Source organism: Rossellomorea sp. NPDC077527 (assembly GCF_044542955.1).
Lineage (GTDB): Bacteria > Bacillota > Bacilli > Bacillales > Bacillaceae_B > Rossellomorea > Rossellomorea aquimaris_E.
The window spans coordinates 337,404-355,363 of sequence record NZ_JBITVL010000004.1 but is presented as its reverse complement, the minus strand read 5'-3'; the positions used below and the strand labels follow the sequence as shown (position 1 = coordinate 355,363).

Genomic DNA, 17,960 nt, shown 5'->3' with positions numbered 1-17,960 from the left:
CTTTACTACTTAGCGTGAAATGGTACAAACCTTCTTGATTATTTTCTCATTTCGATGAGCTTCTGTTTCAGGTCGTTTTCCATAGTGACCATTTCCTGTTCTGCCTGCTGTCGCTTTTGTCTGCCGTCTGCCTGGATAGCCAGTGTTTCTTCGATTGTGGAAATAAGATTTTCCTGTGTTTTCTTTAGAGTATCGATGTCGATGATTCCTCGTTCATTTTCCTTCGCCGTTTCGATGCTGTTCGTCTTGAGCATCTCGGAATTTTTCAGTAGCAGTTCATTGGTCGTACGGGAAACCTGCTTTTGAGCGGCTACTGCCTTCTGTTGGTTCAGTAGGGTAAGGGCAATGGCAATTTGATTCTTCCAGAGAGGGATCGCTGTCAGGACGGAAGCTTGAATCTTTTCAGCCAGTGCCTGATTTGTATTTTGAATCAATCGGATTTGAGGGGCAGACTGAATGGTCATCTGTCTGCTTAACTTTAAATCATGAATGCGTTTATCCAATCGGTCGAGAAATTGCATCGTGTCATTAACTTCCTGATAAATCAATTCATCATCCGTTTCCTCAGCCTTTCTGCGTAAAGTAGGGAGTAGGCTGTTCTGAATTTCTTCTCGTTTGATTTCCGCAGCAGCAATGTACATATTAAGTGCTTGGAAGTAATCTTTATTTTTTTCATATAAGGTTTCCAATAATCGGTTATCATCGAGCAGTGTCTTTTTTGAATGCTCGAGTCTCACTGAAATCCTATCAATTTGGGAACCGATCTTCTGGTATTTAGACAGAACCTCCTGAAGTGATGAAGACACTTTACGGAATAGCTTTTTGAAAACTCCTTTTTGTTTAGTATTCAGTTCATCCGGATTCATTTGCTCAAGCTTCTTCATCAAGTCACTTAATACGTCTCCAATCGGACCAATATCGCGTTTTTGGACATGGTCCAACATTGAATGAGAGAAGTTGGATAGTTGTGATTGAGCAGCTGTTCCATATTTCAAAATGGCTTCATAATCTTTGTAGTCGATTTGTGAGGCTAATTGTTTCGCTTTCTCCTGCTGTTCTTTCGGCAGACGATCGAGTAACAATGGCGACTTTGTTTGTTCAGTGCCAACAGGCATTTCATCTCCAAATGGGTTTGAAAGCAATAAATCCAGTTCTGATTGTTCATTTCGTTGCTCCATGATAAAACCTCCGAAAGTTATTTGAGATCTTTTTTATGAGATAAATGTTGATTCGCGAAATTTAGTTCAAATCGTAAATGATCCATGTCGTCGGCCAACACTTTTTGTAAATCATTTTCCAATGACCCCGTTAAGTCATCAAGTGTTGTACGGGTTTGTTGAAGGGAAAGGAATGTTTCGTTATTTTTACCAGGCTGAGATGCAAGGAAGGTGTACTTCTCGGTTATTTCCACTACAGAGTCTAAATGATAGAAAAAGAATGACTCTGCTGAAAAGAATCGTTTTGGCTCTTTTTTAACAAGCTGATATATTCTCCTCGTTAAGCGGTTAATTTCAAGTATTTGTTTGAAAGCACCGAGTGACCTTACCTTTAATTGCTGTTTTTGAAGCCGTTTTACTTTTTCCTTCGCTTCTTTTAAGTTTCTATTTATATATCGAAATTCCCTTGAGGAAAGGCCGTTTTTGTTCAGCCACCACTTTTTTTGGAGTGCCTTTACAAAGATGAAAAACAATACCCCCGTACCGATGCCTGAGAGGAAAGTAAGAGGTAATCCCAGGTCCATTAGGAGTAAGTAAGCGATAAAACTGCTGATGCCTACACTGAAAGAGATGACCGTCCTTAATAAAAATTGCAGAAATGTGTTCATTTCATCTACCCCTTAATAAAGATGCTTACCATACATACGATTGAAAGTAATAAAGGTTTCATAATATACCTACTATCATTTTATTGTAAAAGAGGGAAAAATGGAAATGATGAAGAGATGCTAAAAGAAAAATCGGGAATATTTGCATGAAAATGACATCATTCTTTCAATTTCTTAACATATTTGAATTGGATGATTATCCGAAATCTATTTTTGATAGAATGAATTAGTGAGTACAATGACAAGACAGGTGTGTGGATATATGAAAAAAGGGTTGATTGTGCTGATCATGCTTTGCATTATTACTCCAAGTGTGTCAGCTCAACAAAATAATATGAACAAACCCAGAACTATATTTAGCGATTCGGCTGTTATAATCGATTCTCAAAACGGCAGTGTCCTGTATTCCAAGAATGGTAATAAAAGGATGGACCCTGCAAGCATCACGAAAATTGCCACTGCGATTTACGCAATCGAGCATGCCGAACTTGATGAACAGGTGAAAATCAGTGAGAGAGCCAGTAAAACGGAAGGTTCCACCGTTTATTTAACTGCAGGTGAATCAATGTCGTTAGAACAGCTTCTTAATGGCCTGATGGTGAATTCGGGGAATGATGCAGCCGTTGCCATCGCTGAACATACAGAGGGTTCAGTGAAACGGTTTGTCGATAAATTAAATGTGTTCCTTGAAGAGGAAGTGGGGGTGGAGGATACCCACTTTGAGAATCCACATGGACTTTATGGAAAGAACCATTATACTACCGCCTATGATATGGCCAAGATCACAAGTTACGCTTTAAAGAATAAGCAATTTCAAGCATTATTCGATATTAAGTCACTAGATTGGAAGGCGGAAGGGTGGAATACTACACTTTATAACCATCATAAAATGGTGAAAGGAGAAATTCCATATCCCGAGGTGACGGGAGGGAAAAATGGTTATATTCCTGAATCAAGACACACCCTGGTGACATCGGCAGAAAATGAAAAGCTTTCGATTGTAGTCGTTACCATGAAAGCTCAGTCTAAAAGGGCCATATACTCGGACACGAAGAAACTGCTTGATTATGGGCTGAATCAATTTGAGAGGAACTATATTCCAAAGGAAACGATCTTTCAATTGGATGGTACTTCTTACGACTTGGAAAGGGACATCCCATATACCCAGCCTGTCAGCAGTAAGGTGACACAGAAACTGGAACAAGATGGAGTGTTAACCCTTTACAATGAGGACCATGAAAAAATGCTGTCAACAAACTTGATTCCTGTTAAAGAAACTCCGATTATTCATTCTGAAGCTGTCGCTTCAAGTGAACATAAAAGGATGTTCTTTGGTAAAGAACTGAGTCAACAACTACTGTTGTATCCATTTATCATCTACATGGCCCTGCTTTTCATTGCTGGCTTGGCAATATTCCGAAGGGAATCCTACAATAAATAGCAAAAAAGGGAGCCCGAGGGCTCCCTTTTATTGACTTTCCTGTTTTTCTAAAGAATGTTGAGGTTGATAAAGCATTTTCCCCATCAGGGTTTGCAGGATGAGGAATGCACCTCCTACAGTCCAGTATAGCGGGAGGGCAGCTGGCGCGTTCAATGAAAAGATAAAAATCATAACGGGTGAAAGCAGTCCCATTATCTTCATCTGTGCCTGCTGCTCTGCAGGGATGTTCATTAATGTGACACGTGATTGGGCTAAATACACAGCCCCGGCAATGACAGCCATTATATGGTCCGGTTGTCCTAAATTAAACCATAGAAATGAGTGGCTGGCTATTTCTGAAGAAGAACGGATGGCATAATACAAACCAATCAAAATCGGCGTTTGAATTAATAACGGCAAACATCCCATGTTGAGAGGGTTTACGCCGTTCTTCTGGTAGAGCATCATCAATTCCTGCTGAAGCTTCTTTTGCTCTTCTTTGTTTTTCGTTTCTTTGATCTTTTTTTGGATTGCAGACATTTCTGGTTTAATCAAAGCCATTTTGCCTTTCATGTCCTGTTGACTCTTATACGTTTTTAGCATAAAAGGCAGGAGAACGAGGCGAATTAGAAGAGTGATTACGATAATGGCTACTCCAAAGTTCCCCCCTAGGAAAGTCCCTATCTCATGAATGAGAAATGAGAATGGATTGACGAGATAATCATGAAAGAAAGCTCCATCGGTTGTGGCACTTTGGCATCCTGTCAATGTAAATAATAGCATAGTGATAATAATTGTCATTTTTTTCAATGTTATTTTCCTCCTCAGTATATTTACTTCTCATTTAGCAATATACAGAAGAGAATTCCTCATCATTATCAGTATGGTAGAACTGAAATTTCATGCACGTTGCGAACCAGATCCGCACAGGTATGATCTCACTTTCAGCTACGTGCTTAACTATCAGGCTGCTCCCTTCAAGCCTTTGATTATAATCGTGTGTATAGAAATGGAATGGGGAAGGGCAACGATCCCATATCAAAGCCAGTATAAATAAAAACACGATACTAACATGCAAAGGACTTAAGTAAAAATCCATTAAGTCTTGTACAATTATGAATGTCAATGGAGAAGACTCCTTTTCTTATTCTGGTTGCATCAGTAATAGGTGTATGATTATTTTAACACATTTAAAGTATACTGCTATTTTCGCATAGAATCCATGGTAATTGTTCATACGAATTTGTGAACAAAAGGTTTCATAAAAAAATGATCAGTGATTTCACGTCACAACAAAAGATCTCTAGATGGCGGAATGCCATCTAGAGATCTCACGTCTAAGGGATGAATAAACTAATCAACCACGATATAGGCGATCATAGGGCCATTATTTTGAATGGTTTCATGCGTTTCGCAAATAAGTCTGTAGTTACCTTCTTTTGGAAAGGTGACGTTAACGACCGTTTCTTTCCCTTTTCTAACAGTGCCTGTAATATCTGTTCCCTCAATGTAAAAAGGATGTTCCATGCCGTTGACTCCATAAATACGGAGTTCGACCTCTCTTCCTTTTTCCACCACGATCGTCCCAGGGTCCCAACGATAGGCTTCTATTTCTTTGCCTTCGGCTGTTTGCGACTTGAACTCGCCCGTTACAAGCTGAATGACTTGTTTTTCACCTGTTTTCTCAGATAAAGAAACCGTTGGGTAGGAGTTTTTAGAGGATAAAGACCAAATCGTACCGACTGTAATGATCAATAAAGTCACTAGAATGGCAAGAATGGACCCTTTTTTTAATACTATGAAATTCATTTATTTTCCCCCTCTTGTGATCAGCTCAAATTGGTCCTTTTCTATTAAACCTATGCTTGTACCACAGAGAACTTGTCAATAAGTTATTAGGAGGGAAATTTAATTGTTTTTCTTTCGACTCCATTTTATGTACAATTTGAAGATGGAAGCAAGGAGGGTGAAGCATTGGACAAAACGTGGAGAGTGATGACAACCAAAAGTGATGCAGAGCCGTGGTGGTTTTTTGAAGGCTGGGAATTGGACATCTTAAAGGATTGGACATTATACAGCAGGCAAGAAGCGGTTGCTTTATTTCTTAAGGAAATGAAACGACTCAGTGACAATTTTCCAAAGTCAAGGACTAAGAAATTTAACTCCATAGCATTTTGGAATCCTGATGAGGTGGATTTTTGCGAAGCCTGTGATGATGATCTTCAGGTGTTTTACGGACTGATCATCTTCGAGGATAATCAGCCGATGGAAATAAAAGATGCATCGATCATTTCAGAAATCAACAATTACACTCAATAGGTATAAGAATAGGTCCATCCAGTAGGGATGGACCTATTGCAGTTTTTAATCGATGACACCGGTTCGAATGATATTATTATGGACTTCCACATCAAATGTTGCCTGCTTGTATAATTTGTCCCACTCATTCCGTGAGACATTCTGGTGTCCGCGGATACTCTTATATTCCATGCCGAATCCAATTGGGTCCGTTCCCTCTTCTTGAAGCATAAGGATCATGTCTTTAATATTCTTTTCAATATACGATCCAATTTCATTTTCAAGTAAACGCAAAGCTTTCGGCTCGGACAAATTCATTTCTTCTGACATTTCCAGCAAGCGTGATTGGATGTCCAATTGAACCTTGAAGGAAGGTTTAGTGCTTTTTTTTGCTGTAATGGTGTGAGAAGATTTAATACTGTCAATCATGATATATACTTTATCGTTTTCTTGCCCTTCATGAAGCCTTGATAAGTAAGGATCGAATGGTTCAATAGGTAATTCTACTTCGACACTGCCTAAATCGTAATCCTCGATTAGAGAACGAATAAAGAATATTTTATCCTTTTTTATTTCTTTTATAAATTTATCTCTTATAAAGAGTGCCATCCCAGATACACCTACTTTTCCATCTTTGGCAGTTAATAAGGGAAGGATGGGATCTTTACCAACACTGCCGTAATCAGTGATGAATTCTTGCAGTGTGGGGGAAACAAGCATTTCTGCTTCAACATTCTGCCGGACTAAATTGTATAAATAGGTCCCTCTATTCGAAGGGGTTTCTTCCATTTGATAGGTTAGGATTTCTTCAGCTGTCGTGTCTGCGATCGTTAAATATACCATATTTCCAATGGACGAGTCTCTCTCGAGTGTATCCACTAAGTGAGCAATCCCTTTACTTGCCAGATCACGCCCATATATGGCAATTCGCAGCTGTCCCGAGACCAACTTATGGTCTGTTTCAAGGTTTTGTGACAAGCGGATCCCTTTACTTGTCTTCGCGGTGCTTGTCAGTACTTTTTCAACATCCTCCATGGCAGGATTGAATTGGTAGAGAACTAAGGTTCCAGTAATTTTCTCATCTTCATCTTGGTCATATCCCACTGCTGTAATCAATCCAAGCTTTTCTAAGTATTTCGTTTCCACACAGCCGCTTAAGAAAAAACTAGCGATACATACCACCAGAAGCATAATCATCCTGGTCATATACTCACATCCTTTTTCTTTTTTCCTAAGTATTTTAATTTGACTAGAATAAATAAAAAACTGGGATACACAAAAGTGAGAATGAAACTGATAGAACCAACTTTATCTGTAATGGTATTCATGGTCATTCGGTCCTTGATAAAGAAGGATAAAACCCAGAGGAGCATGGCAAATAGATATATGGCTTTTTTTTGAGAAAAATGAAACACCCTCTTCATGCCTCTCGAAGCTACCCAAAAGTATAGGCAAATGTTTGGCAGGATGACCATCATCCAAAACGAGACAGCTATAAATTCGAAGCGCTCCAGGTTAGGGATCCTCAAAATCTTGAACATGGAGAGAACCGGCCAGATCGTCTTTAATAGGGCATCTTCAGAGAAGAATCCAATGCAGACAACAGTCACGATGGTAAAAAGAAATGTAGAATATCCGGTACCAATGAGGGCGTATTTCAACACTTTCTTTTTTTCTTTAACGTAAGGATAGAAAAACAGTACCAGGTCAAAGCCGATAATCGTGAAGCTCGACTTATATACACCCATGAGAATCTCTTTGGGGGAAGCGGTCAAGACAGGCTGAAGATGATTGAAATCCATGAATTTAATCGGTGTATAGATCATGAACAATAGCCAGAAAGCCAGGATCAGTCCCAAAAATGCAACCCCGACAACCACTCTGATTCCCCCAAGAACTCCATATACAAGTAAAAATATCAGCAGACCCATCAAAAGCCACGTCGGCATCTTCGGGAAAATCCAGGCTTGGACCATCTCAATGTAATTCATCAGGATCACATAGGTGACGCTCAGATAAAAACTGATATAGAGAATATTAAATAACTTACTGAACCATTTTCCATATAGGTCCATGTGAATTCCATACAAGTCGGCGCTTTCGTAGGTTTCAAGCATTTTAATCATCAGGAATAACACAATGGAAACAAGGATTCCGGATAGAATCACCGAAATCCATGCATCACTTTTGGCTTCCATAAAGATGACTCTTGGTAAACCTGCAATTCCAACACCCGTCTGGGCAGTATGCAAAACAAACATCATCAAAAATGCGTTAAACATGAGCCGTTCTTTAGGATTCACATTAATTTCCATACCTAACACCCTTTATTCGTCTACGTCTTTTTTCTGTTTTGCCTTTTTCAAAGGAATACGCATTTGATCCATGGGATGATTGGACACGGGACGGTTGACTAGAAACTGGTAAGGCAGGCGAAACAGGCTGTACTTCAAGTCGGGAAATCGAAATGGGTAGATGGGGGATAAATATGGTCTCCCCAAAGTTGTGATCTTCAGCAAATGGATCAGTAGAAAGCAAAAGCAGAACATGATGCCGACGCCGCCATATAATCCTGCCATGACAATGATGGGAAAGCGTATGATTCTAACTGCAGTACCGATTGCATAGCTGGGTGCAGTGAAGGAACCCAGTGCTGAAATCGCAATGATGATGATCAGGATATTACTGGTAAACCCGGCTTGGACGGAAGCTTGACCAATGACGATACCCCCTACAATCCCCATTGTTTGACCGACCTTGGTTGGCAGTCTGGCTCCTGCCTCTCTTAGCAGTTCTATGATGAATTCAAGTAACAATGCCTCGAACACAGGCGGAAAGGGAACGTTCGAGCGAGACTGACCTAGGGACACCAATAGTGCAGATGGGATCACCTCATAATGGTACGTCAAAACGGCCACATAAGCAGGGGTGAGAAGGATTGAAAAAAAGATGGCCACAAAGCGAATCATTCTTAGAAAGGTCCCCATATTCCATCTCATATAAATATCTTCGGTTGATTCAAAGAAATTCATAAATGTTGAAGGCCCGATAATCGCTGTTGGGCTTCTGTCCACCAATAGAGCGATCTTCCCGTGAAGGAGGGATATGGTGCAGCGATCTGGGAGCTCTGTTGTAATGAACTGTGGAAAGAAGGTATAGGAATTATCTTCAATCATTTGGGCAAGTACAGTTGAATCAACAATGCTGTCAACTTCAATGTCTGTGATGCGCTGTCTGAACGTATTGACGTTTTCTTCTTCTGCAATGTCCTTTATGTACACCATCTGAACCTTTTTTTTCGTTCTTGAACCGATTGTAAATGTTTCTACACATAGCTTTGGGTCATTGATGTTCGATCGGATCAGATTCAGGTTTTTCGTAATCGACTCTGTGAATGAGATCTTAGGACCGAACACAAGTGATTCTGTCTCGGCTTTTTCCAGGGCGCGGGTGCCCTTATCCGCTACATCTGCCAATATCCCGTGTGTATCTCCTTCTTTAAAGATATAAGCGGTCCCATTGACAAGATTATCAACCACATCAGTGATGGAATTGGTTACTGTCAGCTTTGCAATATTGATTGTGTCTTTGATCTGTTGGTAATATATCTCCCCGTCTGTCTCCTCAAGTGGCCTTATAATGCTATCCTGCATGGAAGTGGCATTGATTAGGTCTTCAAAGTAAACCACAGCGATCGTTTGATTATCCGATGTAATCGTCCTAAAGACTAAATCTTCGCTATTGCTTACCAAAGAGAGCACTTCCTTATGAAAGGTCTCTACTTCAAAGCTATGGGGGGATTGTTTCTTTATGTCTTTCTGAATTTTTCTTCGTTTAAACACGAAATTCAACACCCTAAACCTTAATTTAAAGATTAGAATTCCCATGTAACGAATTCTTACTCATTGATTCATTCATTAACGGATGTACATAAAAGGGATCTAGGTGGGGAAAGGTAGGGAAGGAGGTGAATCAGATGAGCAATAGGAAAAAAGATCCGTCAAAAGCAGCACTGGGCTCTTCACAAGTGGAAGGACAAGGCACGACCAGTCAGGAAATGTCAGGTGGAGTGAAGTCGCCTTCATCAAGGAATAGAAAGAAAAAATAAGTGGTTTTTTTGTCTCAACACCTACATATTGCCTATACTTTAGCGTTGATATATTAAAATGATGTCAAGTATGGTATAATGGAAATAATCAATGTATTTAATCTGATTAGTGAATGAACTATCATTGACCACATACTATCTGCAGCATAAATTACCACATCATATTTTCCTGTTAGAAAGCATAGCAAGGAAATCCTACTTACCTTAAAGGAGGACGTTCAATGGCTTTTGGTCGTAGAAATCAAGTTGAGGAAGAAATTAAAACAGAGGAAACAAAGATTTGGGCTTGTTCCGCTGAAGATTGTAAGGGCTGGATGAGAGATAATTTTAAAAGTGAAGATACACCCAAGTGTCCGCTTTGTAAAGAAGATATGGTGACTTCCACTAAAGTGTTACAAGTGGTGGATAATCCCCATCCTACAATGAAATCATCCTGATGGATCGTAAAGAACCAATCATCCGATTGGTTCTTTTTTCATTGCTGGTGTAATTCCTATAGATAAATGCGAAAAATTATTAAACTCTTTTTTTACATTTGAATAGTATGTAATGTATTTATGTATCAAAGGAGGGAGCATCATGTCCAAAAAAGAGAAAGAAGTGAAAAGTACTTCGATAGAAAATGACCGAAAAGAAACTGTGTGGGACGGCTTTTGGAAGCTATCCAAACCTGTTGACGTAAATAAAGAAGAAAAAACGATTAAATGGTTCTAATCTAATGAAGAGGCTGTACATGTGTATTAATACTCATGTACAGCTATTTTTTATATTCAAATTTGAAGTAAGGCTTATTTAGGAAGATTTATATCCTTCCTATTGGCACGTCCTGTTATCTCTAATACAATAGAGGGATAAGAAAGTTAATTTGGAGGGAAGAGTGTGATTGCAGAAGCAAAGCAGGTATTAAAGCAATACTTTGGATATGATGAGTTCAGGGACGGACAAGCGAGAATTATTGGAAATATATTAGAAGGGAAAAACACAGTGGGCATCATGCCGACTGGCGGAGGGAAGTCGCTTTGTTATCAAATTCCAGCCCTGATGCAGGATGGTGTGACACTTGTCATCTCCCCGCTCATCTCCCTGATGAAAGATCAAGTGGATTCGCTGATACATCAAGGGATCCCTGCTACCTATATTAATAGTACTCTATCAAATAATGAAGTGGAAAGCAGGATGGAAGAGATATCCTTAGGTGAGTACAAGCTTGTGTATATTGCTCCCGAGAGGTTGGAATCTTCAGGATTTCTGCATTTCCTCCATACACTTCCCATTCCCCTTGTAGCTGTTGATGAAGCCCATTGTTTATCCCAATGGGGTCACGATTTCAGACCGAGTTATTTAGGAATCTACAAAGCTGTGAATCAGCTGAGTTCCAACCCGGTGATCCTTGCTCTGACAGCAACCGCTACTCCTCAAGTTCAAGAGGATATCCTTCACCATCTACAGATCCCGGATCAAAATAAAGTATTAACCGGATTTCAACGAACGAATCTATTTTTCCAAGTGGTAAAGGGGGAGGATCGAAAGCGCTGGGTGGAAAAGTATGTATCAAAGAATAAACAGCATTCAGGTATCATCTATTGCGCTACTCGTAAGGAAGTGGAAAATCTCTATCTGCACCTGGAGAAAAAGGGATATGCAGCCGGGAAGTATCATGGAGGACTGTCAGACACATTACGGCAGGAACAACAAGAAGCATTCCTGAATGATTCCATTACCATTATGATTGCGACAAATGCATTTGGAATGGGAATAAACAAATCAAATGTACGCTACGTGGTTCACTATCAAATCCCCAAGAATATGGAAGGTTATTACCAGGAAGCAGGCAGGGCAGGACGTGACGGGGTGGACAGCGAGTGTGTTTTGTTATTTTCCCCCCAAGATATTCAGACACAGAGGTACATCATTGATCAAAACATCGTAAATCCAGAACTTCATAAAAATGAGATGCAGAAGCTTCGTGACATGATTGACTTCGTTCATACGGAGGCCTGCTTACAAAACTATATATTGAATTATTTTGGAGAACATGTTGACCAAGAGTGTGGACATTGCAGTAATTGCCTCGATGACCGTGAATCAGAGGATGTAACGAAAGAAGCACAAATGGTCTTATCCTGTATGATGCGAATGAATGAGAGATTCGGAACGTCTCTTATCAGCGGGGTACTCACTGGATCAAAGAATAAGAAGATTCTTGATTGGGGGTTTGATCGTCTGACCACATATGGGTTAATGAAAGATCAGTCACAGAAAGAAGTGGGGCTGTTCATCGACTATTTGATTTCTGAAGGGATCATTGGCGTTGAAGGGGGGAGTTTTCCGGTACTTAAGGTCTCGACAAAAGGGAAAGAGGTACTAATGGGAGAGCGGAAGGTAACCAGGAAGATACTGCCGACGGTTTCTGCTATCGTCCCTAAGGAAGATGGCTTGTTCCATGCTCTTCGAAACCTGAGAAAGTCCATCGCAGATTCAGAAGGGGTTCCTCCATTCGTGATTTTTTCAGACAAGTCCTTACAGGATATGTGTATGAAAAAACCAAAAACATCAGAAGAATTTCTTCATGTCAGCGGAGTAGGGGAAAGCAAACTGGAACGATACGGAGAACTTTTCATTAATGAGATTTCAGCTTTTTTGGAAGAAAATCCACAGCATCAAGTGGAGATCCAAAAGCCTGAAACAACCCACAAGTCAAACAAGTCGGACACGGCTTCGTACCTGATCAGTTTTACTTTATTCAAGGAGCATAAAAAGATCAAGGACATTGCGAAAGAGAGGGGCATGAGCACGGCTACGATTGAAAATCATATCATCAGAACCTATCAGGAGGGCATGATGGATGATTGGAGTATTCTCTTTACAGAAGAAGAAGAAATCTTAATTGAAAAAGCCGTATCTAAGGTGGGTACAGGATTATTAAAGCCCATTAAAGAAGAACTTCCAAAAGAAATCAGCTATTTTCAAATTAAAGGCTATTTAGTCAAAGCAGGACAGAAGTAAGAATTGAAGATCAAAAAAGAGGATGCCAGTCCGGGCATCCTCTTTTTTATATTCCATTAAGCTTTCATTGCAGCTTTCATTTCCAGGAATTCATCGTAGGTGGTTTCTTTATCAATGACTCCATCTTCAGTGATCTCAATTATACGATTGGCGATCGTTTGAATGAACTGGTGGTCATGTGATGCGAAAATCATGGCACCTTTAAAGTTAATCAAGCCGTTATTCAATGCCGTAATGGATTCCAGGTCCAAGTGGTTCGTAGGTTCATCCAATAGGAGAACATTTGACCCGCTCAGCATCATTTTCGATAACATGCAGCGGACTTTTTCTCCCCCGGAAAGGACGCCAGGCTTCTTCAATACTTCTTCCCCTGAGAAGAGCATACGGCCTAAGAAACCGCGAAGGAATGTTTCACTTTCATCTTCAGGTGAATATTGACGTAACCACTCTACAAGGGATGGTTCACTTCCTTCAAAATACTTGGAGTTGTCATTAGGGAAGTACGCCTGGGATGTGGTCACGCCCCATTTAAACGTGCCGCTGTCCGGTTCCATCTCGCCGGCAAGTATCTTGAATAAAGTTGTTTTAGCAATTTCATTCGTTCCGACCAGGGCAATTTTGTCTTCTTTATTCATAATAAAGGAAACGTTGTTCAGTACTTTTACACCGTCAACCGTTTTGGTGAGTCCTTCCACTCGAAGAACATCGTTACCGATTTCACGTTCTGGCTTGAATTGTACATAAGGATAACGACGGGAGCTCGGTTTGATGTCATCCAATGTGATTTTTTCAAGTGATTTCTTACGTGAAGTGGCTTGCTTTGATTTAGAGGCATTGGCGCTGAATCTGGCAACGAATGCCTGAAGTTCTTTAATTTTCTCTTCTTTCTTCTTGTTCTGATCCTGAGCCATCTTTAGTGCTAATTGACTGGACTCGTACCAGAAATCGTAGTTCCCGACATAGACTTGGATTTTTCCAAAGTCAAGGTCAGCAATATGTGTACACACTTTGTTTAAGAAGTGACGGTCATGGGATACGACGATGACTGTATTCTCGAAATTGATCAAGAAGTCTTCCAGCCATTGAATCGCCTGGATGTCCAAGTGATTGGTAGGCTCATCCAGTAACAGGACATCGGGTTTTCCGAATAGTGCCTGTGCTAATAATACTTTCACTTTTTCTCCACCGGTCAATTCGGACATTTGTTTAGTGTGGAGATCCTCATTGATTCCTAAGCCTTTTAGTAGAATGGCAGCTTCTGATTCAGCTTCCCACCCGTTCAGTTCAGCGAATTCACCTTCTAATTCAGCCGCTCTCATCCCGTCTTCATCAGAGAAATCTTCCTTCATATAGATGGCATCTTTCTCCTGCATGACGTCATATAAACGTGTATGCCCCATGATGACGACTTTCAACACTTCGTATTCTTCGTACTCGAAGTGATCCTGCTTTAAGACTGCAAGGCGCTCTCCAGAGCCCATAGATACGTGTCCGGTCTGAGCTTCGATTTCACCTGAAAGAATCTTTAAAAATGTAGATTTACCAGCACCGTTTGCTCCGATAAGGCCGTAGCAATTCCCTGGATTAAACTTTATATTCACGTCTTCGAATAATTTTCTATCCCCAAAACGCAAGCTTACATCTGAAACCTGAATCATAAATGATATACCTCCTAATACTCAATCTAAAAGATTATAACACGCAAGCAGGCCAAAAAGATAGAGTGGTTGGTGGAACCTTGATAATTTTACCGGGTGTTTACATTATTATAGAAGAAGTTTGGGAAGGTATATAAGGAGAGGTACTAGTTCAATTGAGTTGTGACGTTTTGTAGGGGGTGATTTTTGACTCATTTCCCGAAGATACCTAGAGACCCTGGCACAAATACATTTGTGCCAGGGTCTCTAGGTATCTTCGGGACCTTTCAGCTAGAGCTGAAAGGCGAGGGAAACGTTCGTTTCCCTCGAATGAGCCAAAAATCGATGCTTAGTAAGGGGAGTCGCTATTGAAGGAGGATACTCCTTATGTTTTATGTGCTATGATACTAAATAAAAACTCAGGACAGGTGATGAACAATGATGAGGTTTTGGAAACGGGTGAGCTTTCTGTTTAATGTGAGAAAATCGGTTCCGTTTTTGGTTGATTTTTTCCGGTCCAGGGACGTTTCTTTTGTGAAGAAGGGATTATCGGTGGGATTGATGATCTTTTATTTCCTGCTGCCAATGGATGTGATTCCTGATGTGTTTTTTGTGTTGGGGATTGTCGATGATGTAGCGGTGTTTGCATTTATTCTTCAGTTCATTGTAAAAATGGCTCCAGAGGAGTTACAAAAGAGATATGAAATTACAAAATGATTCCAAATGAGGATGTAAGATCATGAAGGACCGGAAACAGCCAAAAAATGGGCAGCTGTTTTCTGTTTTTTCTTTTGATTTTTTTAGCTAAATCCCATACACTATAATTACACTAATTCCAATAAGAAAGGTATGAATTAAATGCGTACCTCAACAGCCGTTTCTATACCGAGACCTTTAGTTCAATTAAATCAATGGTTCATCGTTTCAATAGTGGCCCTTTCATGGGTTTTTCAAATAGAACTCCTTATAATTCTGCCACTTTTGGTTGGTATGTCTGCTTTACTATTTAAATACAATCCCGTCATCAAGACTGGAAAGCTGTTCTTAAAGAAAGAACCTTCCGCTTATCAACAGGAAGATGCCGATCAACAGCAGTTTAATAATATCATTGCGGTAAGTTGCCTGGGGGCGGCAATCTTAAGTGCAGCTGCAGGCTGGAGCACGGCATACTATATCTTCTCAGGAATGGTCTTCATGGCTGCATCTGTTGCTCTTGCAGGTTTCTGCATTGGATGCTTCATCAGATTTCAATGGAAAAGGTTCCAATACAAACGGTCTTTACAGTAGCCTATTGACAACAGATGGAAAACATCGTAAACTGTTCATGAATTTAAATAGTGTATACAAAGGGAGTATGTTATATGTTAGGTGTCGTTCTTAACTAACCGTGAAATGAATACGGACATTTTGTAGGCAATGGCTTTTACAACAAGCTATTGATAAAGCTTATTTAGTGATGCCTTCAAAGTGTAGTTAAGAACAATGGTCATAGCATACTTATTCCTTAATCAGGAGAGCTGTGTCTTTGTGCACAGCTCTTTTTTGTGCACGAATCCGCAATCGGGAATCTTTTCGAAGGTAGTTTCGAAGAAAAATATCCCAATGCGCCTGCGCACGCTTGTAAGATGATGGAGTTGTATACGAAAGATGGAAGGCCACAATGGACATTGTTCGTTGTGGTCTATTTTTATTATCTGGAGGAGATAAGAATGAATGAAAAAACGTTTCAAACACTTGAATTCAATTCAGTAAAAGAAGAACTGATGGGGTTTGCACTTACGGAAGAAGGAAAAAGAGAATTGTGGAACCTTCAGCCATCGACGAATATCCGCCAGGTCGAAATGCGACTGGATGAGGTGACAGAAGCCGTTCGCATCCTAAAGAAGAGTGCCAGCATACCGATCCATGCTCTAGACGGTGTAGAAAACATCATGGCGAACCTGAATAAAGGAGTCCCGCTCAGACCAGATCAGCTAACAGGATTATATTATTTTCTAGATGCTTGTAAAAAACTCAAAAAATACATGGAGGATAAGCAGTGGCTTGCACCGCGAGTTTCATCATACGTATACTCTATTGAAGATATCCCGGATTTGGGTGAGGAGATCAACCGATGCATCCGGAATGGCAGAGTGGATGATTATGCGAGTAAAGAATTATTGAGGATAAGAAAGCAGGTAGGAATCCAAGAAGATCGGTTAAAGGATAAAATACAATCGATCGTAAAATCTTCGAAATACAAAACGTTCCTACAGGAATCAATTGTAAGCGAGCGAAACGGCAGATATGTCCTGCCCATCAAAAAGGAATTCAGAGGAAAAATGAAAGGTGCTGTATTGGATACTTCCGCCTCTGGTTCGACTCTATATATTGAACCGGAGGAACTGAGCACACAACAGGATCAGCTACTCCTTTATAAACTTGAAGAGGAACGTGAAGTCGAAAATATTCTATGGGCATTAACGGGCCTTGTTCAAGAATACGAATCACAAATTACCCTTGCGATAGAAACGATGGTCCATTACGATGTGTTGTTTGCAAAAGCTAAATATAGCCGTTCATATGATGGTGTAAAGGCAATCGTAAATGAAGATCACCGAATTCATTTACAGAATGCAATACATCCTCTGTTAGGGAAAAAGGCAGTCCCCCTATCCATCAAGATGGGAGAAGGATTTCATGCGTTGGTTATTACCGGTCCTAATACTGGAGGGAAAACCGTGACCATCAAAACGGTGGGCCTGCTCACCCTAATGACTCAATGCGGCCTTCACATCCCAGCAGCGGAAGGAAGTGAAATCAGCTTGTATCATCAAATCCTTCTAGATATAGGTGATGGTCAGAGTCTGCAGCAGAACTTAAGTACATTCAGTTCCCATATAAAAAATATAATCGATATCTTAAAGTATACAAACGATCGTTCACTGGTTCTATTGGATGAACTCGGCTCCGGAACTGATCCTTTGGAAGGTATGGGACTCGCTACTGCGATTCTGAATCAATTATTTGATAAAGGGGCAACAATCCTTGCCACTACTCATTACAGTGAAATCAAACATTTTGCAGAAGGACATGAAGGCTTTATGAATGGCAGTATGGAGTTTAATATCGAAACCCTTCAGCCTACGTATAAGCTCATTGTCGGAAAAGGGGGAGAAAGCCAAGCGTTCTCCATTGCGTTGAAGCTTGGTATGCACCCTGAAATCATTGAAAGAGCCCACGAAATCACTTATAAGGAGAGTAAAACATACAGTTTGGGTAATATCGACTTCCACATGAAAAAGGAAATGGAGAAACAGGTCATTGTAAATAAACACAGTAAAAGGGTGTACAGGAAGACCGTAAAAGAAAACCAGGGAATCACACTCTTTTCTAAAGGTGATAATGTAAAAATCTCCCCTGATGGAGAGTTTGGTATCGTATTCGATGGTCCTGATGATAAAGGGAATTATACGGTTCAGGTGAGAGGGATGAAAAAAACCGTGAAACATAAACGACTAGAGCTTTATGTTTCAGCAAAGGAATTGTATCCGGAAGACTATGACTTCGATATCATCTTTGAGAGCAAAGAAAATCGAAAAAAAGATAAGCTCATGGGAAAAAGATTTGTAGATGGTTTGACCATCAATCATGAAGAATAATTAGAAAAACGTACTTGGGAAGAGA

Annotated in this window: 17 protein-coding genes; 9 read left to right on the top strand and 8 right to left on the bottom strand. The window is 40.2% G+C overall.

Translation table 11 applies throughout. From position 1 onward, the window contains the following. Positions 1-38 precede the first annotated feature (38 nt). Both ACIGG7_RS16220 and ACIGG7_RS16215 read right to left on the bottom strand, forming a co-directional pair. Positions 39-1,178, bottom strand: a complete 1,140-nt coding sequence (locus tag ACIGG7_RS16220; RefSeq protein WP_397550274.1) for a toxic anion resistance protein — start codon at positions 1,176-1,178, stop codon at positions 39-41. Between the two features lie 17 nt (positions 1,179-1,195). Then, entirely contained in the window at positions 1,196-1,825 is a 630-nt protein-coding gene (locus ACIGG7_RS16215; RefSeq protein ID WP_397550273.1) for a 5-bromo-4-chloroindolyl phosphate hydrolysis family protein, read from the bottom strand. Between the two features lie 262 nt (positions 1,826-2,087). Between ACIGG7_RS16215 and ACIGG7_RS16210 the strand changes: the two genes are divergently transcribed. Beyond that, complete coding sequence (locus ACIGG7_RS16210) at positions 2,088-3,266, top strand: D-alanyl-D-alanine carboxypeptidase family protein (protein WP_397550272.1); 1,179 nt, start codon at positions 2,088-2,090, stop codon at positions 3,264-3,266. Between the two features lie 27 nt (positions 3,267-3,293). On the opposite strand, the gene yidC is transcribed toward ACIGG7_RS16210, so the two are convergent. Continuing rightward, entirely contained in the window at positions 3,294-4,046 is a 753-nt protein-coding gene (gene yidC / locus ACIGG7_RS16205) for a membrane protein insertase YidC (protein ID WP_224941316.1), read from the bottom strand. A gap of 552 nt (positions 4,047-4,598) precedes the next feature. Continuing rightward, entirely contained in the window at positions 4,599-5,054 is a 456-nt protein-coding gene (locus tag ACIGG7_RS16200; protein ID WP_397550271.1) for a cupredoxin domain-containing protein, read from the bottom strand. Between the two features lie 165 nt (positions 5,055-5,219). Between ACIGG7_RS16200 and ACIGG7_RS16195 the strand changes: the two genes are divergently transcribed. Continuing rightward, positions 5,220-5,564: a DUF1033 family protein gene (locus ACIGG7_RS16195; RefSeq protein ID WP_397550270.1), complete on the top strand. Its 345-nt coding sequence runs from the start codon at positions 5,220-5,222 to the stop codon at positions 5,562-5,564. Between the two features lie 45 nt (positions 5,565-5,609). Here ACIGG7_RS16195 and ACIGG7_RS16190 read toward each other — a convergent pair whose 3' ends face one another. From ACIGG7_RS16190 to ACIGG7_RS16180, 3 genes are read right to left on the bottom strand one after another with little or no spacing between them, the layout of a single operon-like run. After that, on the bottom strand, positions 5,610-6,749 hold the full coding sequence (locus ACIGG7_RS16190; protein WP_224940608.1) for a Ger(x)C family spore germination protein: 1,140 nt from the start codon (positions 6,747-6,749) through the stop codon (positions 5,610-5,612). Further along, positions 6,746-7,858 (bottom strand): GerAB/ArcD/ProY family transporter, encoded by a 1,113-nt coding sequence (locus tag ACIGG7_RS16185; RefSeq protein ID WP_224940609.1) that lies wholly within the window; start codon positions 7,856-7,858, stop codon positions 6,746-6,748. The genes ACIGG7_RS16190 and ACIGG7_RS16185 overlap by 4 nt, the downstream gene beginning before the upstream one ends. A 12-nt stretch (positions 7,859-7,870) precedes the next feature. Next, positions 7,871-9,385 (bottom strand): spore germination protein, encoded by a 1,515-nt coding sequence (locus ACIGG7_RS16180; protein ID WP_224940610.1) that lies wholly within the window; start codon positions 9,383-9,385, stop codon positions 7,871-7,873. A gap of 134 nt (positions 9,386-9,519) precedes the next feature. Between ACIGG7_RS16180 and ACIGG7_RS16175 the strand changes: the two genes are divergently transcribed. The 4 genes from ACIGG7_RS16175 (at position 9,520) to recQ (ending at position 12,657) form a co-directional block, all read left to right on the top strand. After that, positions 9,520-9,651: a YuzL family protein gene (locus ACIGG7_RS16175; protein WP_224940611.1), complete on the top strand. Its 132-nt coding sequence runs from the start codon at positions 9,520-9,522 to the stop codon at positions 9,649-9,651. 221 nt (positions 9,652-9,872) lie between these two features. Further along, positions 9,873-10,088, top strand: a complete 216-nt coding sequence (locus ACIGG7_RS16170) for a cold-inducible protein YdjO-related protein (protein ID WP_034758928.1) — start codon at positions 9,873-9,875, stop codon at positions 10,086-10,088. A gap of 142 nt (positions 10,089-10,230) precedes the next feature. Next, a complete protein-coding gene (locus ACIGG7_RS16165; protein ID WP_263628067.1) occupies positions 10,231-10,365 on the top strand; it encodes a hypothetical protein in 135 nt (44 codons plus the stop codon). Positions 10,366-10,530: 165 nt separating this feature from the next. Continuing rightward, the gene (gene recQ, locus ACIGG7_RS16160) at positions 10,531-12,657 is read left to right on the top strand and encodes a DNA helicase RecQ (protein WP_397550269.1); all 2,127 of its coding nucleotides are present in this window, start codon (positions 10,531-10,533) and stop codon (positions 12,655-12,657) included. A 56-nt stretch (positions 12,658-12,713) separates the two neighbouring features. Here recQ and abc-f read toward each other — a convergent pair whose 3' ends face one another. Then, positions 12,714-14,315, bottom strand: coding sequence for a ribosomal protection-like ABC-F family protein (gene abc-f / locus ACIGG7_RS16155; RefSeq protein ID WP_224940613.1), 1,602 nt, complete (start codon positions 14,313-14,315; stop codon positions 12,714-12,716). Positions 14,316-14,732: 417 nt separating this feature from the next. Between abc-f and ACIGG7_RS16150 the strand changes: the two genes are divergently transcribed. The 3 genes from ACIGG7_RS16150 to ACIGG7_RS16140 all read left to right on the top strand — a co-directional run bounded on the left by ACIGG7_RS16150 (position 14,733) and on the right by ACIGG7_RS16140 (position 17,935). Further along, positions 14,733-15,011 (top strand): YkvA family protein, encoded by a 279-nt coding sequence (locus tag ACIGG7_RS16150; RefSeq protein ID WP_397550268.1) that lies wholly within the window; start codon positions 14,733-14,735, stop codon positions 15,009-15,011. A gap of 141 nt (positions 15,012-15,152) precedes the next feature. Then, complete coding sequence (locus ACIGG7_RS16145) at positions 15,153-15,581, top strand: DUF4395 domain-containing protein (protein ID WP_397550267.1); 429 nt, start codon at positions 15,153-15,155, stop codon at positions 15,579-15,581. A gap of 422 nt (positions 15,582-16,003) precedes the next feature. After that, entirely contained in the window at positions 16,004-17,935 is a 1,932-nt protein-coding gene (locus ACIGG7_RS16140; protein ID WP_224940616.1) for an endonuclease MutS2, read from the top strand. Positions 17,936-17,960 lie beyond the last annotated feature (25 nt).